The sequence below is a fragment of the Micromonospora alfalfae genome (assembly GCF_022230925.1).
Taxonomy (GTDB): domain Bacteria; phylum Actinomycetota; class Actinomycetes; order Mycobacteriales; family Micromonosporaceae; genus Micromonospora; species Micromonospora alfalfae.
The window spans coordinates 59,254-84,092 of record NZ_JAKKFH010000022.1; the positions used below are offsets into that span (position 1 = coordinate 59,254).

At 72.4% G+C, this 24,839-nt stretch carries 28 protein-coding genes; 13 read left to right on the plus strand and 15 right to left on the minus strand.

All coding sequences use genetic code 11. The features are described 5' to 3' along the window. Window positions 1–4: 4 nt before the first annotated feature. Window positions 5–1,417 carry a cytochrome ubiquinol oxidase subunit I gene (locus tag MED01_RS18495; protein ID WP_238669810.1) on the minus strand — a complete coding sequence of 471 codons (1,413 nt, stop codon included), beginning with the start codon at window positions 1,415–1,417 and terminating at the stop codon, window positions 5–7. A gap of 162 nt (window positions 1,418–1,579) precedes the next feature. On the opposite strand from MED01_RS18495, the gene MED01_RS18500 reads away from it, so the two are divergent. From MED01_RS18500 to MED01_RS18530, 7 genes are all read left to right on the plus strand, one after another. After that, window positions 1,580–2,353: a lysophospholipid acyltransferase family protein gene (locus MED01_RS18500; RefSeq protein WP_238669811.1), complete on the plus strand. Its 774-nt coding sequence runs from the start codon at window positions 1,580–1,582 to the stop codon at window positions 2,351–2,353. A gap of 54 nt (window positions 2,354–2,407) precedes the next feature. Beyond that, on the plus strand, window positions 2,408–2,983 hold the full coding sequence (locus MED01_RS18505) for a TetR/AcrR family transcriptional regulator (RefSeq protein WP_238669812.1): 576 nt from the start codon (window positions 2,408–2,410) through the stop codon (window positions 2,981–2,983). 48 nt (window positions 2,984–3,031) lie between these two features. After that, complete coding sequence (locus MED01_RS18510; RefSeq protein WP_238669813.1) at window positions 3,032–3,991, plus strand: SDR family NAD(P)-dependent oxidoreductase; 960 nt, start codon at window positions 3,032–3,034, stop codon at window positions 3,989–3,991. Window positions 3,992–4,051: 60 nt separating this feature from the next. Then, window positions 4,052–4,627: a hypothetical protein gene (locus MED01_RS18515; protein WP_238669814.1), complete on the plus strand. Its 576-nt coding sequence runs from the start codon at window positions 4,052–4,054 to the stop codon at window positions 4,625–4,627. A gap of 161 nt (window positions 4,628–4,788) precedes the next feature. After that, window positions 4,789–5,556 (plus strand): glycerophosphodiester phosphodiesterase family protein, encoded by a 768-nt coding sequence (locus MED01_RS18520; protein WP_238669815.1) that lies wholly within the window; start codon window positions 4,789–4,791, stop codon window positions 5,554–5,556. A 17-nt stretch (window positions 5,557–5,573) separates the two neighbouring features. After that, entirely contained in the window at window positions 5,574–6,968 is a 1,395-nt protein-coding gene (locus MED01_RS18525) for an MFS transporter (RefSeq protein ID WP_238669816.1), read from the plus strand. Window positions 6,969–7,024: 56 nt separating this feature from the next. Next, window positions 7,025–7,741 carry a thymidine kinase gene (locus MED01_RS18530; RefSeq protein WP_112586966.1) on the plus strand — a complete coding sequence of 239 codons (717 nt, stop codon included), beginning with the start codon at window positions 7,025–7,027 and terminating at the stop codon, window positions 7,739–7,741. 63 nt (window positions 7,742–7,804) lie between these two features. Here MED01_RS18530 and MED01_RS18535 read toward each other — a convergent pair whose 3' ends face one another. Continuing rightward, window positions 7,805–8,653, minus strand: a complete 849-nt coding sequence (locus MED01_RS18535; protein ID WP_238669817.1) for a hypothetical protein — start codon at window positions 8,651–8,653, stop codon at window positions 7,805–7,807. 190 nt (window positions 8,654–8,843) lie between these two features. On the opposite strand from MED01_RS18535, the gene MED01_RS18540 reads away from it, so the two are divergent. Further along, on the plus strand, window positions 8,844–9,383 hold the full coding sequence (locus MED01_RS18540; protein WP_238669818.1) for a calcium-binding protein: 540 nt from the start codon (window positions 8,844–8,846) through the stop codon (window positions 9,381–9,383). Here MED01_RS18540 and MED01_RS18545 read toward each other — a convergent pair. The 3 genes from MED01_RS18545 to MED01_RS18555 form a co-directional block, all read right to left on the minus strand. Further along, complete coding sequence (locus MED01_RS18545; protein ID WP_238669819.1) at window positions 9,371–12,463, minus strand: ATP-binding protein; 3,093 nt, start codon at window positions 12,461–12,463, stop codon at window positions 9,371–9,373. The two genes, MED01_RS18540 and MED01_RS18545, sit on opposite strands and share 13 nt — an antisense overlap. 124 nt (window positions 12,464–12,587) lie before the next feature. Then, window positions 12,588–13,790 carry a low temperature requirement protein A gene (locus MED01_RS18550; protein ID WP_238669820.1) on the minus strand — a complete coding sequence of 401 codons (1,203 nt, stop codon included), beginning with the start codon at window positions 13,788–13,790 and terminating at the stop codon, window positions 12,588–12,590. Then, a complete protein-coding gene (locus MED01_RS18555; RefSeq protein ID WP_372493676.1) occupies window positions 13,777–14,235 on the minus strand; it encodes an Rv0361 family membrane protein in 459 nt (152 codons plus the stop codon). Before MED01_RS18555 ends, MED01_RS18550 begins: the two co-directional genes overlap by 14 nt. 146 nt (window positions 14,236–14,381) lie before the next feature. Between MED01_RS18555 and MED01_RS18560 the strand changes: the two genes are divergently transcribed. Continuing rightward, a complete protein-coding gene (locus MED01_RS18560) occupies window positions 14,382–16,085 on the plus strand; it encodes an acyl-CoA dehydrogenase family protein (RefSeq protein ID WP_238669821.1) in 1,704 nt (567 codons plus the stop codon). Between the two features lie 27 nt (window positions 16,086–16,112). Here the strand turns inward: MED01_RS18560 and MED01_RS18565 are convergent, their stop codons facing one another. Next, entirely contained in the window at window positions 16,113–16,958 is an 846-nt protein-coding gene (locus tag MED01_RS18565) for an LLM class flavin-dependent oxidoreductase (protein ID WP_238669822.1), read from the minus strand. A gap of 87 nt (window positions 16,959–17,045) precedes the next feature. On the opposite strand from MED01_RS18565, the gene MED01_RS18570 reads away from it, so the two are divergent. After that, complete coding sequence (locus MED01_RS18570; protein ID WP_145788419.1) at window positions 17,046–17,417, plus strand: VOC family protein; 372 nt, start codon at window positions 17,046–17,048, stop codon at window positions 17,415–17,417. A gap of 73 nt (window positions 17,418–17,490) precedes the next feature. On the opposite strand, the gene MED01_RS18575 is transcribed toward MED01_RS18570, so the two are convergent. From MED01_RS18575 to MED01_RS18605, 7 genes are all read right to left on the minus strand, one after another. Next, entirely contained in the window at window positions 17,491–18,489 is a 999-nt protein-coding gene (locus MED01_RS18575) for a tyrosine-type recombinase/integrase (protein WP_238669823.1), read from the minus strand. A 71-nt stretch (window positions 18,490–18,560) separates the two neighbouring features. After that, window positions 18,561–18,986 carry an Hsp20/alpha crystallin family protein gene (locus MED01_RS18580; RefSeq protein WP_238669874.1) on the minus strand — a complete coding sequence of 142 codons (426 nt, stop codon included), beginning with the start codon at window positions 18,984–18,986 and terminating at the stop codon, window positions 18,561–18,563. A gap of 68 nt (window positions 18,987–19,054) precedes the next feature. Further along, a complete protein-coding gene (locus MED01_RS18585; RefSeq protein ID WP_238669824.1) occupies window positions 19,055–19,570 on the minus strand; it encodes a GNAT family N-acetyltransferase in 516 nt (171 codons plus the stop codon). Between the two features lie 108 nt (window positions 19,571–19,678). Continuing rightward, window positions 19,679–20,092: a DUF6069 family protein gene (locus MED01_RS18590; protein ID WP_238669825.1), complete on the minus strand. Its 414-nt coding sequence runs from the start codon at window positions 20,090–20,092 to the stop codon at window positions 19,679–19,681. Window positions 20,093–20,168: 76 nt separating this feature from the next. Then, window positions 20,169–20,645, minus strand: coding sequence for a MarR family winged helix-turn-helix transcriptional regulator (locus tag MED01_RS18595; protein WP_238669826.1), 477 nt, complete (start codon window positions 20,643–20,645; stop codon window positions 20,169–20,171). A gap of 52 nt (window positions 20,646–20,697) precedes the next feature. Beyond that, window positions 20,698–21,213 (minus strand): DUF2087 domain-containing protein, encoded by a 516-nt coding sequence (locus MED01_RS18600; protein WP_238669827.1) that lies wholly within the window; start codon window positions 21,211–21,213, stop codon window positions 20,698–20,700. 54 nt (window positions 21,214–21,267) lie between these two features. Next, complete coding sequence (locus MED01_RS18605; protein WP_238669828.1) at window positions 21,268–21,783, minus strand: MarR family winged helix-turn-helix transcriptional regulator; 516 nt, start codon at window positions 21,781–21,783, stop codon at window positions 21,268–21,270. Between the two features lie 68 nt (window positions 21,784–21,851). On the opposite strand from MED01_RS18605, the gene MED01_RS18610 reads away from it, so the two are divergent. Further along, complete coding sequence (locus MED01_RS18610; protein ID WP_238669829.1) at window positions 21,852–23,084, plus strand: MFS transporter; 1,233 nt, start codon at window positions 21,852–21,854, stop codon at window positions 23,082–23,084. Between the two features lie 94 nt (window positions 23,085–23,178). On the opposite strand, the gene MED01_RS18615 is transcribed toward MED01_RS18610, so the two are convergent. Continuing rightward, on the minus strand, window positions 23,179–23,370 hold the full coding sequence (locus MED01_RS18615; RefSeq protein ID WP_238669830.1) for a DUF397 domain-containing protein: 192 nt from the start codon (window positions 23,368–23,370) through the stop codon (window positions 23,179–23,181). Continuing rightward, window positions 23,361–24,128 (minus strand): DUF5753 domain-containing protein, encoded by a 768-nt coding sequence (locus tag MED01_RS18620; RefSeq protein WP_238669831.1) that lies wholly within the window; start codon window positions 24,126–24,128, stop codon window positions 23,361–23,363. Before MED01_RS18620 ends, MED01_RS18615 begins: the two co-directional genes overlap by 10 nt. A 118-nt stretch (window positions 24,129–24,246) precedes the next feature. Between MED01_RS18620 and MED01_RS18625 the strand changes: the two genes are divergently transcribed. Together MED01_RS18625 and MED01_RS18630 are read left to right on the plus strand one after the other, a co-directional pair. Beyond that, window positions 24,247–24,525, plus strand: coding sequence for a hypothetical protein (locus tag MED01_RS18625; RefSeq protein WP_238669832.1), 279 nt, complete (start codon window positions 24,247–24,249; stop codon window positions 24,523–24,525). Next, complete coding sequence (locus MED01_RS18630) at window positions 24,525–24,770, plus strand: flavin reductase (protein WP_238669833.1); 246 nt, start codon at window positions 24,525–24,527, stop codon at window positions 24,768–24,770. Before MED01_RS18625 ends, MED01_RS18630 begins: the two co-directional genes overlap by 1 nt. The last annotated feature ends 69 nt before the right edge of the window (window positions 24,771–24,839 follow it).

The following is a 24,839-nucleotide window of genomic DNA, read 5'->3' on the forward strand; positions in this document are numbered from 1 at the left end:
GTGATCAGTAGGCGAAGGCGAGCGGGCGCTCGGCGTCGTCGGTGTCGTCGGTGGGGGGTTGCTCGTTGACGTCCGGTACGCCGGCCTTGGCGTAGCGCAGCAGCAGCTTGACCTCGATCACGGCGAGGGTGGCGTAGATCAGCGTGAAGGCGGTGAACGAGGTGAGCACCTCGGCCAGCGAGACGCTGCGGGACACCCCGTTGCGGGTGAGCATCTCGCCGAAGACGATCCACGGCTGGCGGCCCATCTCGGTGAAGATCCAGCCGAAGGAGTTGGCCAGCAACGGCAGCACCGGCATGGCCAGCCCGGCGCGCAGCAGCCACTTGCTGCTCGGGGTGCGGCCCTTGCGCTGGCTCCAGAGCACCAGCAGGGCGATCGCGCCGGCCGCCATCCCGAAGGCGATCATGAAGCGGAAGCTCCAGTAGGTGACCGGGATGATCGGGGTGTAGCTGCCCGCGCCGTACTGGGTGGCGTACTGGGCCTGGAGGTCGTTGATGCCGTGCACTGTGCCGTTCGGGTCGCCGGTGCCCAGGTACGACAGCAGGTACGGGATCTTGAGGGCGAACACCTCGCGGCTGCCGTCCAGGCTGCCGATGGTGAGCACGGAGAACGAGGCGGGGCTCTCGGTGGTGTAGAGGCCCTCGGCGGCGGCCATCTTCATCGGCTGCACGTCCGTCATGATCTTGCCTTGGATGTCGCCGGTGAACAGCACGGCCGCGGAGGCGACCAGGACCACCCAGGAGCCGAACTTGGTGGCGAAGCGGTACGCGCCGGTGTCGGCGGAGTCGCGGTTGCGGATCACGTGGTACAGGCCGACCGCCACGACCAGTGACCCGGCGACCAGGAATGAGCCGGCCAGTGTGTGCGGGAAGGTGATCAGGGCGACCTTGTTGGTCAGCACGGCCGGGAAGTCGGTCAGCTCGGCGCGCCCGCTGTCGGGGTTGATCCGGTAGCCGACCGGGTTCTGCATGAACGAGTTCGCGGCGAGGATGAAGTACGCGCTGAGGTTGGTGCCGATCGCGGCGGCCCAGATGCTGGCCAGGTGTGCCCGCTTGGGCAGCCGGTCCCAGCCGAAGATCCACAGGCCGATGAAGGTGGATTCGAGGAAGAACGCGACGAGCGCCTCGATAGCCAGGGGTGCGCCGAAGATGTCGCCGACGAAGCGGGAGTAGTCGCTCCAGTTCATGCCGAACTGGAACTCCTGCACGATGCCGGTGACCACACCCATGGCAAAGTTGATCAGGAACAGCTTGCCGTAGAACTTGGTGAGCTTGAGATAGCGCTCGTTGCCGGTGCGGTGCCACATCGTCTGCAGGATGGCCACCAGCACGGAGAGGCCGATGGTCAGCGGCACGAAAAGGAAGTGGTAGACGGTGGTGACACCGAACTGCCAGCGGGCAACGTCCAACGCGTCCACCTGAAATCCCCCAACCATCCGTACTACAAGACGTAGTAAATACTACTGCTCGTCGTAGACGATTGGGCAGGGCCGGGCGGCCCGAACACACCCGGGACCAATGACCCTGATCACCCGACCCGCCCTCGCGGCCCCGCCGACGCGTGCGACGATGGCGCGCTGATGGACACCGCACACGCCACCTGGCAGCCGCCGCTGATCTGGCGCGCAGCCCTGCTGCTGACCCGGGGCCTGGTCGGCCTGCTCGCCCGCCTCGAGGTCACCGGCGACGTCCCGGCGCACCTGCGTCGCGGCCCGCTGGTGCTGACCGCCAACCACATCAGCCCGTTCGACCCGGTGGTCATGGCCGCCGCCTGCCAGACCCGCGGCATCGCCCCGCGGATCATGGCGACCGCCGGCCTGTTCCGCGTACCGATGTTCGGCGCCGCCATGCGCCACGCCGGGCACATCCGGGTCGACCGGGGCACCAGCGCCGTGCACAGGGCCCTCGACGACGCCGCCACGGCCGTCGCGCGCGGCTCGGTGATCCTCATCTACCCCGAGGGGCGCATCGGCCTGGACCCCGGCCTGTGGCCCGAACGCGGCAAGACCGGCGCCGCCCGCCTCGCCCTGGCCTGCGGCGCTCCGGTCGTCCCGGTCGCTCAGTGGGGCGCGCACGAGGTGCTGCCCTACCGGGCGCCCCGTGGAATGCTGCGCGGCATCGCCCGCTCGCTGTGGCGCCGCCCGGTGATCCGGGTGCACTTCGGCGCCCCCGTCGACCTGGGCGAGACGGCGGCCGCCAACCCCGGTGCGGCCCGCCGCGCCACCGACCGGATCATCGACGCGCTCACCGACACCCTCGCCCCGCTGCGCCCCGACGAGCCGGACCTGCCCCGCCACGTCGACCCCGGCCGCCCGAGCGACCTCACCCGGGCGCACCGCCGCCGCTCGACCTGACCGCTCCGCTGGACGCGTTAGACAACTTTTGAAAAGTCGTCTAATCTGTCTAGCATGAGCGCCGTGGAGACGAATGTCGAAGACCCCAAGCGCGCCGCCGTCCTGGCAGCGGCGGTCGCGGTCTTCGGGCGCTACGGCTTCCAGAAGACGTCGATGGAGGCGGTCGCCAAGGCGGCGGGCATCTCCCGACCGGGTCTGTACCTGATGTTCCCCAACAAGGAGCAGTTGTACCGCGCCACCATGCAGGGCGTCATGGAGCGCGCCCAGCACGCCATGGAAGCCTGCCTCGCCGACCGATCGCCGAGCTTCGACGAGCGGGTCGTGGCCGGGCTGGACGCCCTGATGGGCTCGTACATCGACACCCAGGTGGCCCGCGACCTCAACGACCTGCTGGAGAACAGCGAGCCGCAGCTGGGTTCGATGTTCCACGACTACCAGGTGCGGGCTCAGGCGGCACTGCGAGCCCACATCGAGGCTGCCGCCCCGGCCGGTCTGCTCGACGAGGGGCGGACCGCGGACGATGTCATGGACCTGCTCTTCTCCGCAGCGCTCACCTGGAAGTCGACCTCGACCTCCAGGGACGAGTTCCGCGACCGGCTGCGCCGGGCTCTGCGGCTGCTGCACCGCTGACACACCCCACCCCGATACGCCATGATCGTGCACCCCTGGAGGCCCGAAATGTCACGAATCATCACGCCCTATTCGGCCCAGTCGACAGCTGCTGAGGTGATCGAGGGCGTCGACCTCACCGGCCGGCGGGCCGTCGTCACCGGCGGCGCGTCCGGGATCGGCCTTGAGACCGCCCGGGCGCTGGCCGACGCCGGCGCCGAGGTGACGTTGGCCGTACGCGACACCGCCGCCGGTGAGCGCGCCGCCACCGACATCACAGCCGGCGGGGCGCCCGGCAAGATCCGGGTCGACCACCTCGACCTGGCCGACCGCGCCTCCATCGACGCCTTCGTGGCCGGCTGGACAGGCCCGCTGCACATCCTGGTGAACAACGCCGGCATCATGGCCGTGCCCGAGCTGACCAGGACGGCCGACGGCTGGGAGGCGCAGTTCGCCACCAACCACCTCGGCCACGCCGCACTGACCCTGGGTCTGCGCGACGCGCTGGCCGCCGCGCGGGGAGCCCGCATCGTCGTGGTCAGCTCGTCGGCCCACCAGCAGTCGCCGGTCGTCTTCGACGACATCCACTTCGCCGCCCGGCCCTACGAGGCGTGGTCGGCGTACGGCCAGTCGAAGACCGCCACCATCCTGTTCACCGTCGCAGTGGCCAAGAACTGGGCCGCTGACGGCATCACCGCCAATGCCCTGCACCCCGGCGGCATCATGACCAACCTGCAACGGCACCTCGACGACACGCAGTTGCGCTGGGTCGGCGCGCTCGACGAGCAGGGCAACCGCCTGGAGGTGCCGCCGGGCTGGAAGACCACCCAGCAGGGCGCTGCCACCTCGGTGCTGCTGGCCGCCAGCCCCGAGGTCGAGGGTGTGACCGGCCGCTATTTCGAGGACTGCAACGAGGCCCAGGTCATCGCCGAGCCGATCGACGGCAGGAGCGGCGTGCTCCCGTACGCCCTCGATGACAAGAACGCGGACCTCCTCTGGGACGAGACGCTCCGGCTCCTGGAGCGCTGACCGGTACGGCTCAGGTGCCCGGGCACCTGAGCCGTACCGGCGACGGGGGATAATGATCAAGTGTCGCGCCGCTCTCTCGTTCTCACCGCAGTGGTACTCCTCGTCGTCGGTGCCATCGGCTACGCCGGGCTGCGCACGGCGCACCACCAGGCCAAGGACCGGCGGGATCTCGCCGACCTGACCCGATCCGCACCGTGGCCCCGCGACCAACTGCTGCTCCCCGACGGCGCGACGGGGCCCGGCGTCGTCGGCTGGCTGGAGCGTGGCGGCCTCGACGTCGCCTACCCGCTGCGTACCGCCGACGGTCGGGCCGTGCCGGTGCTCTGGCAGCTCCGCGTGCCGCAACCCACGAGCGGGCTGCCCGACGGCGTCGACTGCGGTTCGCCACGGCTGCGCACCTGCACCGATCTGGGCGGCGGGAGCACGCTGATCGTGACCCACAAGACCGACAACAGCGATCCGTCCGTCGCGCTCTATCGCGCCGATGGGGCCAGGGTGCGGGCGATCGAGGTGCAGGGACCGGACCCGGTCGGGGTCGACGAGCTGACCGCCGCTCTCACCCACGTCCACCGGCCCGGCGACGCCGAACTGCTGGACCTGTTGCGCCACGACGGCTACCACACCGACTGGAGCTGAGAGAGGCAGGAAGATCGACTCGGTTTCCTGCAAGCCGGGGCATGCCCGCGCCGCGGACACCGCGACTTTCCGGAATCCGAGTCGATCACCAGGCGGCGCGGGCGGGCGACAGACGCCGGCCGGCCACCCGCCGGTCACCAACCGAGGGCATACTGCGTCGCGTGTTGACCCGATTTGGCTACCTCGACGTACCGGCGCCGCTGGCGTTCGCCCACCGTGGCGGGGCCGCCGATGGCGACGAGAACACCACCGAGGCGTTCGCCCGGGCCATCGGGCTGGGCTACCGGTACGTGGAGACCGACGTGCACGCCACAGCGGACGGCGTGGCGGTGATCTTCCACGACCCGACGCTGCAACGGGTCACCGGTGAGGCGGGACGCATCGCCGACATGAGCTGGGCCGACCTCGCCTCGGTACGCGTCGGCGGCGCCGCCGTCGTACCCCGGCTCGACGAGGTGTTGGGGGCGTGGCCGCAGGTCCGCTTCAACATCGACGTGAAGGCCGACGGCGGCGTCGCGCCGACCGTCGCGACAGTGACCCGGGCCGGCGCCGGCGACCGGGTGCTGCTCGCCTCGTTCAGCGACGCCCGGCTGACCCGGCTGCGCGCGCTCACCGAGGGACGCGTCGCCACCAGCCTGGGCATGCGCGGCGTCGCCCGGCTGCGGCTCGCCTCCCTGCACGGGCGTCCGCTGCGACTGCCGCCGTCGGTGGTCGCCGCGCAGGTGCCGCCGCGCTACGGGCGGGTGCCGGTGGTGGACCGCAGGTTCCTCGACTACTGCCACCGCATCGGCCTGCAGGTGCACGTCTGGACGATCGACGAACCCGCCCAGATGCACGAGTTACTGGATCGTGGCGTGGATGGCATCATGACCGATCACGTCGGCGTGCTGCGCGACGTCTACCGCAGCCGCGGCCACTGGGCCGCCTGAGGATCGAAGGACCCCCGATGGCCGAGACCGTGACCCCCACGGTGGACGACACCCCGCCTCCGGCGAGCACCCGCCGGGAGCGGCGCGGCTGGTACATCTACGACTGGGCCAACTCCGCGTTCCAGACCACGGTCATCACCGTGTTCCTGGGACCGTTCATCACCACCGTCGCCGAGTTGGCCGCCGGGTGCGAGTTGGGCGCGGACACCTGCGACGGGTACGTGCACCCGCTGGGCATCCGGGTGGCGGCCGGGTCCTACTACCCGTACCTGATCTCGCTGTCGGTGTTCCTCACCGTGTTCGTGCTGCCGGTGATCGGGGCTATCGCCGACCGGTCGGCGCACAAGAAGCGACTGCTCGGCGGCGCCGCGTTCACCGGCGCCGGCGCGACCATCGCGATGATCTTCGTCACCGGTGACCGCTACCTGCTCGGCGGGGCGCTCTTCCTGGTCGCCAACATCTCCTTCGGCGCGGCCGTCGTGGTCTACAACTCGTTCCTGCCACAGCTCGGCGGCCCCGACGAACGCGACGGCATCTCCAGCCGCGGCTGGGCGCTGGGCTACCTGGGCGGCGGCCTGCTGCTGGCGTTCAACCTGGTGGCGGTCACCCTGTTCAGCGAGGACGACAACCCGCAGCGCACTCTGGACCTGGCCCGCTGGTCGATCGTCTCCGCCGGGGTGTGGTGGGCGGTGTTCACCCTGGTGCCGCTGCGCTGGTTGCGGGAACGCCCCAGCGCGGCGGCGACGCTGGCCCGGCGGGGCAACGTGCTCACCGACGGGTTCCGGCAGCTGGGCCACACCCTGCGGGAGGTCAAGGCGTACCCGTTGACGCTGTTCTTCCTGCTGGCGTTCCTGGTCTACAACGACGGCATCCAGACCGTCATCACCCTGGCCAGCCAGTACGGCACCGAGGAACTGCGGCTGGGCCAGAGCACCCTGATCATCACCATCCTGCTGGTGCAGTTCCTCGCCTTCGGCGGCGCGTTGGGCCTCGGCGCGTTGGCCCGACACATCGGCGCCTGGAAGACCGTGCTGCTCAGCCTGGTCCTCTGGACCGGTGTGATCATCGGCGCGTTCCGGCTGCCAGCCGAGGCGCCGGTGCCGTTCATGGTCCTCGGCGCGGCCATCGGCCTGGTCCTCGGCGGCAGCCAGGCGCTGAGCCGGTCGCTGTTCAGCCAGCTCATCCCGGCCGGGAAGGAGGGCGAGTACTACGGCTTCTACGAGATCAGCGACAAGGGCACCAGCTGGCTCGGCCCGCTCGCCTTCGGCCTGGTGTTCCAACTCACCGCCTCGTACCGGGTGGGCCTGGTCTCACTGCTGATCTTCTTCGTGGTCGGGTTCCTGCTGCTCGCCGCCGTGCCGATCCGCCGTGCCATCGTGGCCGCTGGCAACACCCCACCCCGGGTGCTCTGAGCACGGGTCCCGCGCCCGACCGATCCGGGCCGGTCAATGGGCTAGGCTGCCCGACCGTGACCGACGACGCCGCCACCGCCCCGACCTGCCTGGCCCACCCGTTCCCCGGCCAGCCACACGCCCCGGCCGGGTGCGCGGCCGCGCGCGGGCTCGACGGGCGTCCGGTACACGCGGCGGCGTTGAAGTTCTTCTGGGGGCCGATGGACTGCGGCAAGTCCACGATGGCGTTGCAGATGAACTACAACCACGCCCGGCAGGGCCGGCGCGGGCTGGTCACCACCCGCATCGACAGGTCGCTGGGACCGCAGGTCACCACCCGCATCGGCCTGGCCCACGAGGCCATCGAGGTCACCGACGACCTGGACCTGCGTGCCCTGGTGCGTGGCCGGTGGGCCGACGGGGTACGCGTCGACTACCTGATCTGCGACGAGGCGTGCTTCTACACCGTCGAGCATGTCGAGCAGATGGCCGAGCTGGTCGACAGCTACGACGTCGACGTGTTCGCCTTCGGCCTGGCCACCGACTTCCGGTCGCGGCTGTTCCCCGCCGCGCAACGCCTGTTCGAGCTGGCCGACGAGGTGGCCCGCATCCAGGTCGAGGTGCTCTGCTGGTGCGGCCGCGAAGGGCTGCTCAACGCCCGCGTCGTCGACGGGCGGGTCGTCCGCGAGGGCGCCCAGGTCGTCATCGGTGACACCGTCGACACCGCCGAGGTGCGCTACCAGGTGCTCTGCCGCCGGCACTACCGCAGCGGCGACCTCGGCCCCCGCGACTGAGGTGCCCGCCGCGGTAGCCGGCCGCCCCCGTGCTGGGGACGGCCGGCCGTGGGCACGGGTGGATCAGCCCACGCAGACCTGCTGCGCCCTGAGGTTCCACGCCGCTGCGAACGCGACGATCTCCCATCCGGTCGCCTCAGCCGCGTCCAGCGTCGCCCTGGGCAGCAGGGTCGTCACCGAGCCGGCCCCGAGGAGCCCGTTCAGCACGCCGCCGACCCCCGCGGTCTGTGACCCCGCCGGGCAGGCCGGTGTCGTCACGGGCTTCGGCGAGTTCGCGTTGAGCGCGCTCGTCGCCTCCCTCAACGCCATCGCCGGCAGCGGGTTGGCGCAGAACGCCTGCGTCTGCAACGTGAAGTTGCCCGGCGCGCCGAACACGTACGCGGTGCTCGACACCGAGCCGAGCGCCGGGGTGAACGCCAGCTCGTCGATCGCCACCGCCCCGTTGGCGTTGTCGATCCGGTACCCGCCGCCGAAGGTCTTCTTGCCCGGTGGGCAGACGGCGGTGATGCCCACCTTGTCGAGGGCGTTGTTCGCCGATGTGGTGGTGACCAGTTGCAGGCCGGCCACCGTGCCGGCCGGGGCGCACACCGCGAACGCGCCCACCGACCAGGGCACGTTTGTGGCGTTGGCCTCCACCCCGACCACCGTCACCGTGTGCAGGGCGGCGTCGGCGTACACGCGGGTCATCAGGACGTCGCCCTGACCGTCGTTGATCCGCCCGCCGGCACCGACGACCTGATCGGCCCCGTTGCACGAGATGGGCATCGTCTTGGAGTTCGTCGCGTCCAGGACGCTGGTGGCGGCGACCCGGTACAGGCCGACCGACGCCTGCGCCGGGGTCGCCGGTACGAGCAACGTCGTGGCCGCCGCCATGCCGGTCAGCACTGCCAGACCAGCCAGTTTCCGCTTCATTGGATTTTCCCTCCGCACTGCCTCGTCGACTGTCGACGACGGCTGTGGGATCAGACTCCGCACGGTCGTCAGGAGGGCATCAGCAGCGCGTCGTACTGACGCCACGATGACGTGCGGCTGCGACAGTGCGCGCGACGTCATCGTGGCGTCGCCGGGCTCCGGACGGGGCCCACGAACAGGAGGTTCCATCATGCGTACCCGAGTGGCGGCAATTCTGGCTGCCCTCCTGCTCAGCGGTGCTCTAGTCGGCGTCGGTGGCGTCGCGGCGCACGCCGATCCGGACGCGAACCCGTGCGCCAGCAGCGACGGCGACCCGATCATGGGCACCGACGGCGACGACGTCCTCTACGGCAGCGGCGGACCCGACGAGATCTACGGGCTCGGCGGCAACGACACCATCTACGGCGGCGGTGGCGTCGACACGATCCACGGCGGCGGCGGTGACGACATCATCTTCGGCAACGGCTGCGGGGACATCATCGTCGGCGGGGCCGGCGACGATGTGCTGGCCGGGCTCGACGGCGACGACTACCTCTCCGGCTCCAACGGCGCGGACCTGCTGATCGGGGTGGCCGGCGTCACCGTCTGGGGTGTTGTCTCCGACGGCGACTCCCTCGACGGGGGGCCCGGCGTGGACACCTGCGCGGAGGACGACGAGGCCGACCCGAGCGCGATCTTCTACTCGTACGTGGACACCGGCGCGGGCAACGAGAACCTCTACAGCTGCTGACCTGCCCGTCCGCGCAGCACACCCGGATCCGGGGGCGGTGCGTCGATCCCGCGCATCGCCCCGGACCACCTGTCGAACGCCCGGCGGGCCTCACCGTGCCGGCCGGCGCCGACGAGCGTCCCGACCAGCGCGCGGTGCGCCCACTCGTCGTAGGAGTCGGCGTCGAGCAGCCGGACCAGGGTGGTGGCGGCCCGGTCGGCGGCACCGTCGCGCCGATACAGGCGGGCGAGTTCGCGCAGGGCCCGCAACCACACCGAGCGGGTCTGTTCCCGCAGTCCGTCGGCCCAGTCCTCGTACGGCTCGTCTGCGAAGGCATCCCCCCGATAGGCGGCGTCGACCTCGGCGAGCAGCTCACGGGCCCGCGCCGGGTCACCGTCGCGGGCGACGCGCTCGGCCCGGGGGACGTCGGCGAGGAGGCTCTCCGCGTCGACGACCACCCGGGTCAGGTCGACGCGTACGCCGGTCAGGTCGGCGCGGACGTACCGGTCGGCGGGCCACCGGCGGGTCGGGTCGAGTACGGCACGCACGGCGGACAGCAGCACCGACAGGCGGTGCGCGGTGCGCCTCGGCTCGTCGTCGGGCCACAACAGCTCACACAGTTCCGCCCGCCCCATGGCACGGCCACGCCGGGCGACGAGGATCTTCAGCAGCGTACGGGCCTGCCGGGACCGCCACGCCGGCAGCGGGACCTCCTGCCCGTCGACGACGACCTCGAACCGGCCGAGCACCCGCACCTCGACGGCACCGCTGCCGGCGGAGGTCTCGGACAACTGCCGTCCGTCGACCGTCTCGACCCCGAGCGCCACCAACCGGTCGGCGGCCACCTGCGCCGCCGACCGCTGCGCGCCGTCGGCACCTGGGACGCGGCCGAGCAGGACGGTGATCTGCTCGGCGGCCGGACCCGCGCCCGCCGCCTGCCAGATCTCTGCGGCCTCCAGCAACGCGGCGCGACTCGCCTCCGGCTCGGCGGCGACCGCGGCGGTGAGTTCCAGGGCCTCCGCCAACGCGTCGGACTGACGCCCGGCCCGGGCCGCGCCGACTGCCTCGGCCGCCCGCCGCCGGGCCACCCGCAGATCACCCCCGGCGTACGCCACCCAGCCCGTCGCGACAAGCGCGGACGAGAGCAGGTACGCCGGCGCGAGACGATACGCCTCGTCGGCGGCGGCGCGGGCGGGCGTGAGGTCGGCGCCCCCGCCCTCGCACCGCAGCCGAGCCAGGCCGACAAGCGCCGGAATGAGCACCTGCAGGTCTCCCACGTCGCGGGCCAGCTCCGCCGCCTCGCTGAAGGCCGCCAACGCCTCCTCCCGTCGGCCGAGACGGCGAGCGACCTCGGCTATCCCGTAGACACCGGCCGCCGCCCTGCGCAGTCCCAACCGTTGTGAGACCGAGGTGGACCGGCTGAAGTGCAGCGTCGCCTCGTCGTAGCGCCCCAGCCGCAGCAGCGCCTCACCGGCGTTGTGCAGCGCGGTCACCAGCACACCCGGCGGGCCGGCGAGTTCCGCCGCGCGGACGGCCCGCACGGCGGTGGCCAGCGCCGACGGGTAACGGGCCTCCCGCAGCAGGCAGTGCGCCTGGTTGACCAGGACCCGCGCCTGCTGGACCAGGTCGCCCGCGCGTTCCGCCGCCGCCAGGGCCTCGGCGAGGTGCCCGTCGCGGCGGGTGCCGGACGAGGTCAGTGCCGCCGCGATGTGCGCCGCCGCCAGCGGGGCGTCCTCGGTGAGTTGCTGCGCCACGGCGAGCGCCCGGGTCCCGGTGGTGATGGCGTCCTCGACCTGGCCGAGCTGAGCGAGGGTGCTGGCGCGCCAGGCCAGCACCAGCACGTCGTCGGGGCCGGGCGGGGTGGCCGGCGCCTGTGTACCGACCAGGTCGAGCACGGCCAGGGCGCCGCCATAGTCGGCACGCAGGTACGGCACCATCGCCGCCCGCCAGAGCAACCGTGCCGGCCAGCGACGGTCGCGGTCCGCCTGCGCCAGCAGCGGGGCGAAGACCCGTGCCGCCTGGGTCACCGACCCGGACATTCGCAGCGCCTCACCGTGGATCAGTCGGATGTCGGGGCTCTGGTCGGCCTGCGGTAACGCGCTTACCAGGTCGGTGACGTCCGGCGCCCCGCCGGCGGCGAGCATTTCCCCGCCGTGGCGTGCGATCAGGTCGGCACACCGGGCGGTGTCCCCCGCGTCGTGCAGGGCTCGGGCCGCCGCCAGCGGGTACGCGTTGGCGAGGTACCAGTCGGCGGCGTCGTTCCGCCGACGGCGTTCTGCGGCCTCGGGCCGGCCCGGTTGTTGCGCCAACACCTCGGCGAGCACCCGGACCAGGTGCAACGTCGGCGGCGTGCGACCGGGGCGCCGGCGGGGGTGGGCGACCAACAGTCCGGTACGGGTCGCCCAGCGCAGCGCCTCCGCGGTGCCCTCGGCGACGGCGTGACCGTCGACGGCCGCACACAGCGGCGCGCTGATCGGGTCGAGGTCGTGGACGCGACCGAGCAGACGCGCCACCGGCGCGGGCAGGTCGGCGAGGACCTCGTCGCGGGCGAAGTGCCCGCCCGCGGTGCCGGGCTCGGTGAGGGCGGCGAGCAGTTCCCGCCGGCCGACGCCCTGTCGGCCGAGGGCGTCGCCGGCGAGGTGCACCCACGCTGGCCAGCCGGCGGTCAGTTCGTACACCAGGTAGGCCAGGTCGCTGTCGGGCACCGCGTGCTCGTCGCGCAGGATCCGGGCGACCGCGTCCCGGCTGAGGGCGAGCGTTTCCGGCCCACGCTCGACAACGGGTACGGCACAGGCGCTCAACGCCGCGGCGGTGAGCGGTTGCCGGGCGGCCAGTGTCACCGCCGGCTGACCCGGCAGCGCGGTCAACAGGCGAACCAGGGCGAGTTGGTCGTCAGCGGTGAGCGCGGACACCTCGTCCACCGCGACCCGTTCCAGGGGCGGCGGGCTGGCGTGTGACGCCGCCCCGATCAGGTCGGTCGCCCGGTGGCAGGTTGTCGGTCCGTCGCCGCCGATCGTCTCCAGGGCGGTGGTCTTGCCGTAGCCGGCGGCGGCGACAAGCACCAACCATCGCTGTGGCCAGGTCTGTTGCGCGGTCGTCATCGGGTCGCCTCCGCTCGTCCGAGCACTGCGGAAGGTCACCCGGAGGGCCGGTGACCCACGCTAACCATCCGCCGGCCCACCTACTGTGCCGTTGTCCTAGAACCGACCCGACGCGGCCGTATGGTCAGGACTGTTGCCGTGCGGCGGCTCGCACCCGGAACCGGTCGGTCAGGATCACGGCGACCGTCACCGCCAACGCCACCGCGGCGCACACCGCGACGGGTGCCTCCAGCACCACACCGACCGGCATCAGCGCCAGCAGGACCACCACCGCCGTGACCCGGCTGATCGGCAGGGTCCGCCACAGCAGCGCCTTGTACGCGGCGTGCCCGGCCAGGAACAGCGCGGGACCACCCAGGGTGAGCAGTACGTCGACAGTGGTCGCCGATGCGCCGGGCTCCCGCAGCAACCGCTCGTCGGCCGCTGACGTGACGACGACACCGGCGACGATCACCGGGTGCAGGAAGTTGAACGCGACTCGGCTCAACCCGCCGGTGCGCTCCCCGGCCCCGGCGATGACCTCCGTGGCAGCCGGGGCTGAGCGGGCGAAATACACCCACCACAGCGCCACCGAACCGCCGAACGCCAGCAGGAACGCCCCGGACGTCACCAGGTCCACGTGCGACGTGAGGGTGCTGCCGGTGACCAGGATCGACTCCCCCAGCGCGATCAGGACGAACGCCGCGCACCGTTCGGCCAGGTGCCCGCCCTCCACCATCCACCGCTCGGGTCGGCTGCGTCCCCGTCGCGGCAGCGGATAGCCGATCGAGAGGCCGACCACCTCGATCACGATCACCGCCGCCCACACCGCGTCCCGGGCGGCCCCGCCGACCAGGCCACCGAGGACCACGAGCACCGACGTCCCCGTGATCCACGGCAGCGACTGCTGAAATCCGGCCACCAACCACGGGCTGCCCTGCACCGCCCACAACGAGAACAGGGTGCGACCCACCTGCACGATCACGTAGACCAGCGCGAAGAGCAGACCGGTCGAGCCGAACGCCTGCGGGATCGCCGCCGACAACAGCAGGCTGGCCAGCCCCACCCCGATCAGCATCGTCCGCACCGGTCCCTGGTCCGGTTGCAGCCAGTTGGTCAGCCAGGTGGTGTAGACCCAGACGAGCCAGACCAGCGCCAGCAACAGCCCGGTACGACCCGCGCCCCGCCAGTCCGGGTGCGCGATCAGGTAGTGCGACAACTGGGTGATGGTGAAGATGAAGACCAGGTCGAAGAAGAGTTCGGTCGAGGTGGTCGGCTGCACCCCCTCCCGTGGTCGCAGCAGTTGCGGGCGTAGCGGGGCGGCGACCGGGGGTCTAGAAGGGGTCACCGCAGACCCGCCAGTTCCCGTCCTCACGGACCACCGGCAGGCGACGTTCCTCGCTGAGCCCGCCGTCGCGGGTCAGCTTCACCGTCACCGTGCCGTGCGGTCGTCCGCTGCGGGTGGCGACCGACACGTCGGTGATCTCGTAGTCGGTGACCATCGGTGGTGTCCGCACCCAACTGGTGAAGCCGATCGCGCTCCAGCGGCTGCGCGCGTCCTCGCAGAGCCGCTCGTACGCCCGGTCGCTGTCACCGAGGGCCACCTCGCTGAGGAAACCGTCGGCGGTCTCCCGGATCGGGCCGGCGGCCTGCCGAACGGTCTGCAGGTTCCAGGCCCCCAACCCGGCCACCCCCACGCAGCACAGCGCCACGCCGAACCCGGCGAACGCCAACCCGGTGCGCATCGGGCGGTGACGCCGGGCCGGTCGGCTCCACGACTGGCCCGCACCCACGACTACCGACCGTAGAGAAGACGCTCACGCCGACGGGCGACAAGCCGGAAACTGGGTGTGCCCGATGGGCGGGTGTGCCCTGTTCGCGGCGGCTCCGCATCGTCTACCGTCGGCGCACACCCCCGAGCAGTGCCAGGAGCCGATCGATGAGCCGCTTCGTGCAGCCGGTACCACCCCCCGTCGACCCGTACGCCAGCGATGGCCTGCTGCGGTCCTGGCTGGAGCGTCACCTCGGCCCGGGCGGGCACGCCGCCGCGAAGGGCCGTCTCGCGGACCTGGCCGCCGACGTCACCGGGCCGCTGCGCGCGGCGCACGCCGACGCGGAGGCGCACCCGCCGACGCTGGTCCGCTACGACGCGTGGGGTGCCCGCATCGACCGCATCGACACCTCAGCCGGTTGGCAGACGCAACGCGCCGCCGCCGCCCGCCACGCCGTGGTGGCGTTGCCCTACCTGCCGGACGCCCGGGGCACCTGGGGTGCCGCCGCGCGGGTCGTGCAGCACGCCCTGCTGCACCTGTACGGGCCGGAGTCGGCGACGTTCTCCTGCCCGGTGGCGATGGCCGACGGGGCTGCGGCGCTGCTCAGCATGCCCGACGTCGACGCCACGGTCCGCGACGCGTGGCTGCCCCGGCTGATCTCCACGGACCCGGCCACGGCGATCACCAGCGGGCAGTGGATGACCGAGGCGCAGGGCGGTTCCGATCTGGGCCGCTCCAGCACGCTCGGCCGACCCGCGGCGGACGGTTCGTGGCGGCTGACCGGGGAAAAGTGGTTCTGCTCCGCCGCCGACGCGGCGATGGCGGTGGCGCTGGCCCGGCCGGAGGGCGCCGGGCGGGGCAGCCGGGTGCTCGCTCCGTTTCTCGTTCCCCGGTACGCGGTCGACTCGCCGCTGGGCGACGGCGCGGCACCGGGCGCACCCGCACCGGGTGTCACAGTGCACCGGCTCAAGGACAAGCTCGGCACCCGGGCGCTCCCCACCGCCGAGATCGGCCTGCGCGACGCGTACGCCCTTCCACTGGGTGACCCTGCGGTGCCCGGTCTGGTCCGGGCGATGACCCTGGTCGTGGTGACCCGGGTGCACAACGCCGCGGCGGCGGCCGGTGGGATGCGACGGGGTCTCGCCTACGCCCGCGCGTACGCCGAGGTGCGGCACGTCGCCGGCGGCCCGCTGGTGTCCTCGCCCCTGCACCGGGCCACACTGGGCACCCTCGCTGTCGACGCGGCGGGCGCGTTCGCTCTCGCTGGGCACGCCTTCGCCCTGCTCGGCCGGGTCGAGGTCGGCGCCGACCCGGAGGCCGCGGCCGAGCTGCGCATCGTGGCGCCGTTGGCGAAACTGGCCACCGGCCGGCTCGCCGTCAGCTCCGCCAGCGAGTACGTGGAGAGCTTCGGCGGTGCCGGCTACGTGGAGGACACCGGCGTGCCCCGGCTGCTGCGCGACGCCCAGGTGCTGCCGATCTGGGAGGGCACCACCAATGTGCTGGCCCTGGACGTGCTGCGCGCGCTGACCCGGGAGGACGCCGGTGCGCCGCTGCTGAGCCGGCTGACCGCCGCCGTCGACCTGGCTCGGCCGCTGTCGCCGGTGCTGGCCGACACCCTGGCCACCGCCGTCGCGCAGTTGCAGGAGACCATCACAGCGGTGACAGTGGACCCGGGTGCGTCGGCGGTGCTCGCGGGCGCCCGCGGTCTGGCGTTGCGCCTGGCGTACGCGTTGACCACCGCGGTGCTCGTCGAGCACGCCGCGTGGGGCGACGAGCAGGCGGAGTTGGCCGCCCGGCTGTGGGCGCGCCGCTGGCTGCGGCACGAGGAGATCGCCGAGGACGCCCACCACCACCTCGACCTGCTCTGCTGACCGGCCGGCGCGAGCTGACCCCCGTGGTCAGCGCAGGGGGCCTCGGGCAACGGCTGCGCGCATCGTCGCCGGGTCGCCGGCCGGGACGAACTCCAGCCACCAGGTGGCGCCGGCGGCGGCCAGCTCAGCGAGGTAGGCCCGTTCGGTGCGCTCGTCGGAACGGCGCCGCCGGCCGCCGACCGCCACGTCGAACGGCTGACCGTCGGCGCGCGTCGGTGGCAGGGCGTCCGCCAGGTCGTGTACCTCGTCGGGGGTGAAGTCGGACCACCCGTCGGTGTCGGTGAGCTTGTACGGCACGATGCCGTCGGCGCGGGCGGCCCTCCGGCGCACCGCCCCGGCCTGGGTGCTCCCGCCGACCCAGACGGGCACCCGCGGCGACTGCACCGGCGCGGGCCGCAGCGACACCCCGTCGGCGCGGTAGTGGGTGCCCTGGTGGCTGACCCGCCCACCGCTGAGCAGCCCGGTCAGCAGGTCGAGACCCTCGTCGAGCATCGCGGCCCGCACGGACACCTCGGTCTGCTCGCCGAAGGCGGCCAGGCCCCGGTCGCCGGGGTCGCCGACACCGACCGCCACTGTGGCCCGGCCCGCGCTGAGATGGTCGAGAGTGAGGACCTCCCGCGCCAACTTCGCCGGGCGACGCCGGGGCAGCGCGGTGACAGTGGTGCCCAGTCGCACCCGGTCGGTGCGCCCGGCGATCGCGGCGAGGACCAGCCACGGGTCGTAGGTGAACGGCTCGTCGCCGGAATAGTGGATCAGATAGTCCTCCAGGAACACGCCGTCCCACCCGGCGCGCTCAGCCAGCTCGCCCAGCTCGACCAGGGTGGACACCGCGACCGACGCCCCGCCGCAGGAAATCTCCAGACCGTGTCTCATCCGTCGACCGTAGGGCGGGGGCCCGACACCAGCCCCCGACGAGTGTCACGGGCCGGAGTTGTCGGGCCCCGGCGGCATACTGCCGGCGTGACAGCTTCTGCCGACCTCGCGATGGTCAACCTCGACAGTTCCGATCCCGCCGGCCACGCCGCGTTCTATCACGAGGCGCTCGGCTGGGAGGTCACCCACAGCCAACCGGAGTACGCGATGATCAGCTCCGGTGGCGTCTCCATCGGCTTCGGGCTGGTCGAGGGTTACCGACCACCCTCCTGGCCCGACCAGACCGGCGACAAGCGCTACCACCTGGACCTTTACGTCGACGACCTGGCGGCGGCGGAGGAGAAGTTCGTCGCCGCTGGGGCGTCGAAGCCGGCCTTCCAGCCCGGCGGCGAGCGGTGGGTGGTGCTTCTCGACCCGATCGGGCAGCCGTTCTGCATCTGCCCCCGCCCACAGAGCTGACGCCGCCCCGGGCCGCTCGGCCGCGACGGTGCCGCCCCGGGCCGCTCGGCCTCGGCAGTGCCGCCCGGGCTGCTCAGCCGCGACGGCGCGACCGGGCCGCCCACACCGCGTAGGCAGGGTCTCGGTCCAGGTTGTGCCGGTCGCGGTCGTAGCGGCGGGTGGTGCGCGGGTCGGCGTGCCCCATGGCGTCCTGCACGTCCTCCAACGGCACGCCCTCCGAGCGGGCCGTGGTGGCGAAGGCGTGCCGCAGCGAGTGCGGGGACAGCTTCGCCCAGGCCGGGATGCCGGCGGCGCGGGCGAGCCGACGGACCATCCGGAACACCGAGTGCCGGTCCAGCCGGGCACCGCTGGCGGTGACCAGCAGCGGGCCGGTGAGCTGCGGCACCGGCACGCCGGTGGCGGCGGCCCGCTGGGCCAGGTAGGCGTCCAGGGCGTGCCCGGTGCCGGGGGTGAGGGCGCGGCGGCGTTGTTTGCCGCCCTTGCCGATGAAGCGCACGCTGCGGTGACCGCGTTCGGTGCCGAGGTCGGTCAGGTCCAGCGAGATCAGCTCGCCGACCCGCAGACCCAGGTCGGCGAGGAGCGCGAGCGCCGCCCGGTTACGTACGGCGGTCGCGCCGGTGTCCGCGTCGGCCGCGCCGAGTAGGGCGTCCACCTCCTCGGGGGTGAGCCCGACGGTGGCGGAGTGGTCCCGGTCGACGCGGGGGCGGTCCGCGCCGGAGACCGGGTTGGCCGGCACTGCCCCCAGTTTGACCAGGAAGTCGTACCAACTGGACAGCGCCGAGAGCCGGCGCGCGACTGTCGCCGGGGTCAGGGGGCGGCCACTGCGCGCGCCGACGCTGCTCTCCAACGCTCGGGCGTACTCGTTGACGTGCAGGAACGTCGCCCGCAGCGGGTCGAGGTCGTGACTGGCGCACCAGCGCAGCCAGCCGGTGACGTCACGCCGGTAGGCGTCGCGGGTGTGCTCGGACAGCCGCCGGTTGCGCAGCCACGCCTCGGTGACCTCGACCGGCCCGCTCGGCAGCGCCGGTGGCGCGGACGGGCGGGCGAGCACCGGAGCGTCGGAGAACACCATGTGAAAAAGGCTCTCAGCCTCGGGTGGGATCGGCGTGCAGGCGCGCCGGTCCCACCCGTCACCGTGTCGGATCAGGCGTTGATCTCTCGGCGGGAGCCGCCGTTGGCCTGGACGGTCACCCGGCGGGGCTTGGCCCGCTCGGCGACCGGGATGCGCAGCGTCAGCACCCCGTTCTCGTAGCCGGCCTCCAGCTTGTCGGTGTCGAGCGTGTCGCCGAGGAACAGCCGCCGGGTGAAGGTGCCCATCGGGCGCTCGGCGGCGACCAGTTCGACGCCGTCGCCGGCGGGCCGGCGACGCTCGGCGCGGACGGTGAGCACGTTGCGCTCGACGGTGCAGTCGATGGTGTCCGGATCGACGCCGGGCAGGTCGAACGCCGCGTAGAAGTGGTCGCCGTCGCGGTAGGCGTCCAGGTGCATCGTCGCGGGACGGGCCACCGTTCCGAAGAACTGCTCGGTGAGCCGGTCGATCTCGCGGAACGGGTCGGTACGCATCAACATCGTCATGCCTCCTCGGTTCTCCTGGCCGAAGGTGATGAGTTGAGCCTTGGTGACTCAACTTCTACTTCTTATTTAGCGCGTCCATGCGCCGACGTCAACTGCTTCTCGAACCAGTGGTCGGCGTAGGGGCCTCGCGAGTACGCCGGGATCTCGGCGTAGCCGTGCCGGGCGTACAGGGCGCGAGCCTCGACCAGGTCGTGGCGGGTGTCGAGCCGGATCCGGCCCGCCCCGGCCGCGCGGGCCTGCTCCTCTACGGCGGCCAGCAGCGCGGCGCCCCCACCGGCGCCACGGTGCTCGGAGCGGATGAACACCCGGGTCAGCTCGGCCCAGCCGGGTTGCCAGCGCAGCCCGGCGCAGCCGGCCAGTTCGGTGCCGTGGTGGGTGAGCAGGAGCAGCCCGCTCGGCGCGGTCAGGTCGTCGCTGGGTAACTCGACCAGCGCCGCGTCGACCTCGCCGGGCAGGGCTGGGCGACGGTGGTAGCGAACCACCATCTCGGTCATGTACTCGCGCAGCAGCAGCAGGGCGTCGGGGTGGTCGGGCCGGCTGGTGTTGGTCGTCCAGGTGGGCCGGGCGGTGATGGTCACCTGTTGATCATCACCGCCCGGTCAACGGCTTTATCCGGTCACGCGTCCGGTGTCGACGGCTCGCCGGTCCCGGGTGCCGCCGGACGGGCGTTGGCGATGTCGCGACGCTTACCGGCGGGGGCGGGGCAGCAGGGCGATCAACGCGACCGCCACTGCCACGTGCGTCGCGCCGAGGGCGAGCTTGGCGCCGCCGGTGGCCTCGACGCTGAGCACGGGGACGAAGGACAGCACCGTCACGACGATCGCCAGCGAGATCCAGACCGGTCGCGCGACCCGACTGGCGAACCGTTCCAGCAACGCCAGCGCCGCCCAGCCGAGCAGGGCGGCTCCCAGGGCGATCATGGCGATCGCGCCAGCCCCGATCACAGTGGCGGGCTGGCCCGGGCTCTCGACCGTGTAGTCGACTCCGGCCAGCGCGCCGATCGCCCAGACGGCCAGGGGGGCCACGACGGCGGCGGCGACGCCGAGGGCGCGGCGGCGCAGTGGCGAGGGGGTGGGGGTCGTGACGGTGGCAGCGCTCATGACGGCTCCTCGTTCAGGGGAAGCGAACGAGTACGACCGTAACAGATAGTCTTGTTCGGAACTATCTTTGTTGGAACTAACAGCCGGAGCGGGCTCCCGGCGCGTACGGGGAGGTGTTGGCCAGTGGTCCGCTGACCAGCCCGAGGAGAGCCCGCAGGAACACCTCCCGGTCCTGCTCGGGCAGGGTTGCCAGCAGGTCGTCCTGGATGCGCCGGACCACCTGCTGCGCCTGCCGCAGCACCTGCTCCCCCGCCGGCGTCACAGCGACCATCCGGGCCCGTCGGTCCGTCGGCACCGGACGGCGCTCGGCCAACCCGGCCCGCTCCAACTGGTCGAGCGTCACCACCATCGTGGTCTTGTCCACACCGCACCGCTCGCCGATCTCCCGCTGGGTCAGCTCACCGGTGTGGGCCTGCGCCAGCACGTAGTGCGCCCGCGGCGAGATGCCCAGCTCGGCCAGCCCGGCGGCGTGCTCGGTCTGCAACGCGTGACTCGCCCAGGAGAGCAGGAACAACAGGTCCGGCGGGCCATCGGAGGGCGTGCAGGAGGTCATGCGCCGAGGCTAGCAAGATCTTCCGCAACCGGACCGTTCGCGCGGCGGACATTCATAGCCGCTGGTAGATGCCGTGCTCGCGGGTCAGCAACTGCTCGTCGATCAGATACCGGCGCAGCGTCGCGTGATCCGACCCGCCTGCGGCGCACCACGGCTTGAGCGCGTCGTCGACGGCCCGCTCCGGATAGCGGGTGCCCGGCTCGAACGACTGCTCGGCGATGTGCGCCAGCAGGACCCGCCGTCGACCGCGCTGCGCCGGAAGACTCACCAGGACGCCCGCGCGCAGGAAGGTCCGCAGCACCGGGTCGACGCCGGGTTCGGCGTCGTCGGCCGGGCCGCCGTCGCGCGCGGTGGCCCGCAGCGACGCCTCGTCGGCCGCGAGCGTGCCGTCCGCGCCGGTGACGAGGCCCACGTCGGTGAGCCGGCGGACCCCGGTGAGCACCACCCGCGCCGGCAGGCCGGTCCGCTCGGCGACCTCGGTCGCGGTTGTCGCACCCAGCACGATCGCCGCGAAGATCCGTCGCCGTCCGTCGTCGGCCAGGGCCCCGGCCAGCACATGCGCAGTCACGCCGGTCACCCTTGCATCAGCGGTACGCGGGCCGCCAGGCGATTTCGGCCTCGCTCAGTCGGTCTGCGGCGTGCTCTGTGGCTTTTCGGCGACGAGCAGCACCCGGCGCAGCAGGTCGGAGAGGTGTCGCCGTTCGGTAGCGGTGAGCGCGCCGAGCAGGCGATGCTCCTCGGCGCCCTGGACCTCCATCGCTCCGCGCCACGCGGCCTGACCCGCCTCGGTGAGCTCCACGTCGACGCGTCGCCGGTCGACCGTCGACGGAATCCGGTGAACGAAGCCCCGCCGCAGCAGCGAGTCCACCCGCGCGGTGATCGAGGCGGGGGCCATCGTGAGGTCCGCGGCGAGGTCCGAGGGCGCGGCCCGGCCACCGCGGCCGGCCAGGGCGTGCAGGGTGTCGTACTCGTGGGCCGGCAGGTCGAGGTCGACCAGGACGCGCTCCTTGACGGCCCGCAGGTGCCGGGTCAGTCGGATCATTCTGGTCACCGCCCCCTCTATGTCCGCGTCGAGGTCGGGCACCACGGGCAGCCAGCGCTCAATGTGCCGGTCGACGGCGTCCGGAGTGGTGGTCACCGTGCCAGCTTACCTCAGCGTCGAAATATTCATTGCCGAAATATTTGATGTCGAAGTATGTTGTGGCAATGGCTCATCCACTGCGCGACCACTCCTTCCGGCTGCTGTTCCTGGGTCGCACCATCTCGGCCCTCGGCGACGCGGTGGTGCCCGCCGCGTTGGCACTGGCAGTGCTGCGAGCCACCGGCTCCACCGGCGCGCTGGCCGTCGTCCTCGCCGCGGCGGTCATTCCCCGGCTGGTCCTGTTGCCGTTCGGCGGGGTGGTGGCCGACCGGTTCGACGCCCGCCGGGTCGCCCTCCTGGCCGACCTGGTCCGCTGCGCCACGCAGCTCGCGGTCGGCGTGGAGCTGCTCGGCGGCGACCCGTCACTGACCACAGTGGTGGTGGCGTCCGCGCTCGGCGGCACCGCCTCGGCGTTCGCCATCCCGACCGCGTCTCCGCTGGTCGCCGGCACCGTCGAACCGGCGAACAGGCAGCGGGCCAACGCCCTGATGGGAATCACCGCCAACACCAGCCGCCTCGCCGGCCCGGCCCTGGCCGGCGCGCTGATCTGGGCCGCCGGACCCGGCTGGGCGTTCATCCTGGACGGCGCGTCGTTCGCACTCAGCGCCGCGCTCCTCGCGCTGGTGCGGGTCCGCCACGTGCCGGTGCCCCGCCGTTCGGTCCTCGCCGACCTGCGGCACGGCTTCGGCGAGGTACGCGCCCGCGACTGGTTCTGGACCAGCCTGCTCGGGCACGGTGTGTGGAACGGCGCCGCCGCCGTGCTGATGACCCTCGGGCCAGCCGTCGCCATCGACCGCCTGGGTGGCGAGACGACCTGGGTGCTGCTGTTGCAGGCCGGCGCGATCGGGATGCTCACCGGCTCGCTGCTGGCCGGGCGGGTCCGGCTGCACCGGCCGGTGCTGCTGGCCAACCTCGGGCTGGCCTGCTACGCCGCGCCACTGTTCCTGCTCGCCGTCGCCGCGCCCGCCCCCGCGGTGATCGTCGCCTACGCGGTGGCGCTGACCGCCCTCGGCTACCTCAACCCGGTGTGGGAGACCGTCGTGCAGCACCACTTCCCGCCAGAGGTGCTGGCCCGGGTGACCTCGTACGACTGGCTGGTGTCGCTGGGCGCCATGCCGCTGGGCTACGCGCTGGCGCCGTTGGCCGCCGACGCGTTCGGCGCACCCGTCCCGCTGGCCGTCGCGGGCCTGCTGGTCCTCGCCTCCTGCGCCGGCACCGCGCTCGTTCCCGGCGTACGCCGACTCACCTGGCCGGCGACCCCGCAACCGCAACCGGCCGAACCCACCGTTGTTCGTTGATCCCATCGATCGTCGGTGCGCGACGGCCGACGTCCCGCCCACCCACGACGAAGCCTCGCGGCATGGGCCGAGAGCCTCCGTGCGATGCGGTCGGTCAGCCGGCGTCGCGGGTCATCGCGACGAAGCCACGCCACGACTGCGGGCTGAAGGTCAGCGTGCCGCCGTCGCGGTCCTTCGTGTCGCGAACCAGGACCACGCCCGGAAGGTTGTCGGCAACCTCGACACAGTCACCGCCGTTGCCGCCGCTCTTCGTGCTCTTCCGCCACTGCGCACCGGTCATGTCCATGATGCTGCCGCTTCTCTGAGAAGTTCCAACGAACGCCCTCGGGGCAGGGCCTCGCCGCGAATACGTTCCCACCGCCGCTCCAGGCTAACAAGATCCGACGTTTGGTCGAGGATCTGCGCCCGTGCCGCGCTGTCGACGTGCGCGACCCGCGTCCCGTCCGGCATGTCGGCGATGGTGAACGGTCCGTCGAGCCCCGGATAGCTGGGCGCGTCCGCCGGAACGATGTGGAGCTGGATGGTGCCCGTCTCGGCGTGCGTGAGCAGGCGCGCCAGTTGCGCCGCCATCAACGCGCGGTCGTCGCCGACGCGCCGCCGCAGCACCCCCTCGTCGAGCACGGCGATCAGCAGCGGTCCGCCGCTGCGGCCGAGGATCGCCTGCCGGTGGATGCGCGCCTCGGCGAACTCGGCGACCGCCTCCGGTGTCAGCACCCCACCGGCCAGGGTCGCCCGGGCGTACGCCTCGGTCTGCAGCAGCCCCGGCACCCAGGCGAGTTGGAACGATCGCAGCGTCACTGCCTCGCGTTCCAGGTCGACCCACGGCCGGAACCACACCGGCTCGCGGCGACGGACCACGTCCGGCCACAGCGCGTCGGCGTCCTTTGCCAGCAGCCCCGCCACTGTCGCACGGTGTCGGCTCTGGGGAATGTGCCCCGGGTTCGCCCACCTGGCGACGGTCTTCGGGTGCACGCCGAGCTGACCGGCCAGGCTCTCGGCGGTGTGACCCGCCGCGGCCAGCGCTGCGACAAAGGCGTGGTTCATGCCGTCCCTCCCCTGGAACAAATCCGCTGCGATGAAGAGGTTACGTAACGCTGTGTGTTTGTCCAGCAACCCCCGGCAAAGTGCGGTGTAGACGGTGCTGCGACGAGAAGGAGAAGCTGTGCGAAACGAGGTACGGAGTGCTCTCAGAGCCGGCGACGTGGTCCTGTTGACCACCGCCGCGAGCGTCCAATTCAGCAAACCGATCGTCGTGCGGGTCATCCGCGAACTGCCCGACCGGTACACCTACGACGGTTGGCTCTGGCTCGACGCGTACGAGCTGAGCAGGAAAGGCGAAGCGGTCGCACGGCGCGAGCTGTTCGTGATGCGCCACGGTGTGCAGGTCCACGCCGATCCGTCCACACCGGCCCGGCGCTGCGTGACAGTGGGGGTCGGCTGATGCACGAGCGACCGAAGCACACGCCGCTGCGGCCGTCCTGGCGCTGCCCGGTCTGCGGCATCCTCTGGCCGTGCTCGGCCGCGAAGCTACGCCTGCTCGGCGAGTATCGCGAGGACCGACCGGGCCTGTTGATCCACCTGGCGAAGGTCCAGGAGGAAGCCACCGCCGATCTCACCAAGCTCAACCCGGACGTCACGCTGCCCGACCTGACGCCGCGTTTCGTCGGCTGGGCGGAAATCCGCTGACCCGGCCTCAGCCACCGCCGAGCGGGGCACGCACGGGTCTGTGCGAGGCAGCGCGATGCGGGAGACTGA

Coding starts and splice junctions, on each gene's coding strand:
- MED01_RS18510 (WP_238669813.1), top strand. CDS start 3,032: ATGTCACGAATCATCACGCCCTATTCGGCCCAGTCGACAGCTGCTGAG.
- MED01_RS18535 (WP_238669817.1), bottom strand. CDS start 8,653: ATGAAGCGGAAACTGGCTGGTCTGGCAGTGCTGACCGGCATGGCGGCG.
- MED01_RS18560 (WP_238669821.1), top strand. CDS start 14,382: ATGAGCCGCTTCGTGCAGCCGGTACCACCCCCCGTCGACCCGTACGCC.
- MED01_RS18610 (WP_238669829.1), top strand. CDS start 21,852: ATGGCTCATCCACTGCGCGACCACTCCTTCCGGCTGCTGTTCCTGGGT.
- MED01_RS18545 (WP_238669819.1), bottom strand. CDS start 12,463: ATGACGACCGCGCAACAGACCTGGCCACAGCGATGGTTGGTGCTTGTC.
- MED01_RS18590 (WP_238669825.1), bottom strand. CDS start 20,092: ATGAGCGCTGCCACCGTCACGACCCCCACCCCCTCGCCACTGCGCCGC.
- MED01_RS18580 (WP_238669874.1), bottom strand. CDS start 18,986: ATGTTGATGCGTACCGACCCGTTCCGCGAGATCGACCGGCTCACCGAG.
- MED01_RS18630 (WP_238669833.1), top strand. CDS start 24,525: ATGCACGAGCGACCGAAGCACACGCCGCTGCGGCCGTCCTGGCGCTGC.
- MED01_RS18615 (WP_238669830.1), bottom strand. CDS start 23,370: ATGGACATGACCGGTGCGCAGTGGCGGAAGAGCACGAAGAGCGGCGGC.
- MED01_RS18620 (WP_238669831.1), bottom strand. CDS start 24,128: ATGAACCACGCCTTTGTCGCAGCGCTGGCCGCGGCGGGTCACACCGCC.
- MED01_RS18540 (WP_238669818.1), top strand. CDS start 8,844: ATGCGTACCCGAGTGGCGGCAATTCTGGCTGCCCTCCTGCTCAGCGGT.
- MED01_RS18565 (WP_238669822.1), bottom strand. CDS start 16,958: ATGAGACACGGTCTGGAGATTTCCTGCGGCGGGGCGTCGGTCGCGGTG.
- MED01_RS18500 (WP_238669811.1), top strand. CDS start 1,580: ATGGACACCGCACACGCCACCTGGCAGCCGCCGCTGATCTGGCGCGCA.
- MED01_RS18575 (WP_238669823.1), bottom strand. CDS start 18,489: ATGGTGTTCTCCGACGCTCCGGTGCTCGCCCGCCCGTCCGCGCCACCG.
- MED01_RS18595 (WP_238669826.1), bottom strand. CDS start 20,645: ATGACCTCCTGCACGCCCTCCGATGGCCCGCCGGACCTGTTGTTCCTG.
- MED01_RS18505 (WP_238669812.1), top strand. CDS start 2,408: ATGAGCGCCGTGGAGACGAATGTCGAAGACCCCAAGCGCGCCGCCGTC.
- MED01_RS18525 (WP_238669816.1), top strand. CDS start 5,574: ATGGCCGAGACCGTGACCCCCACGGTGGACGACACCCCGCCTCCGGCG.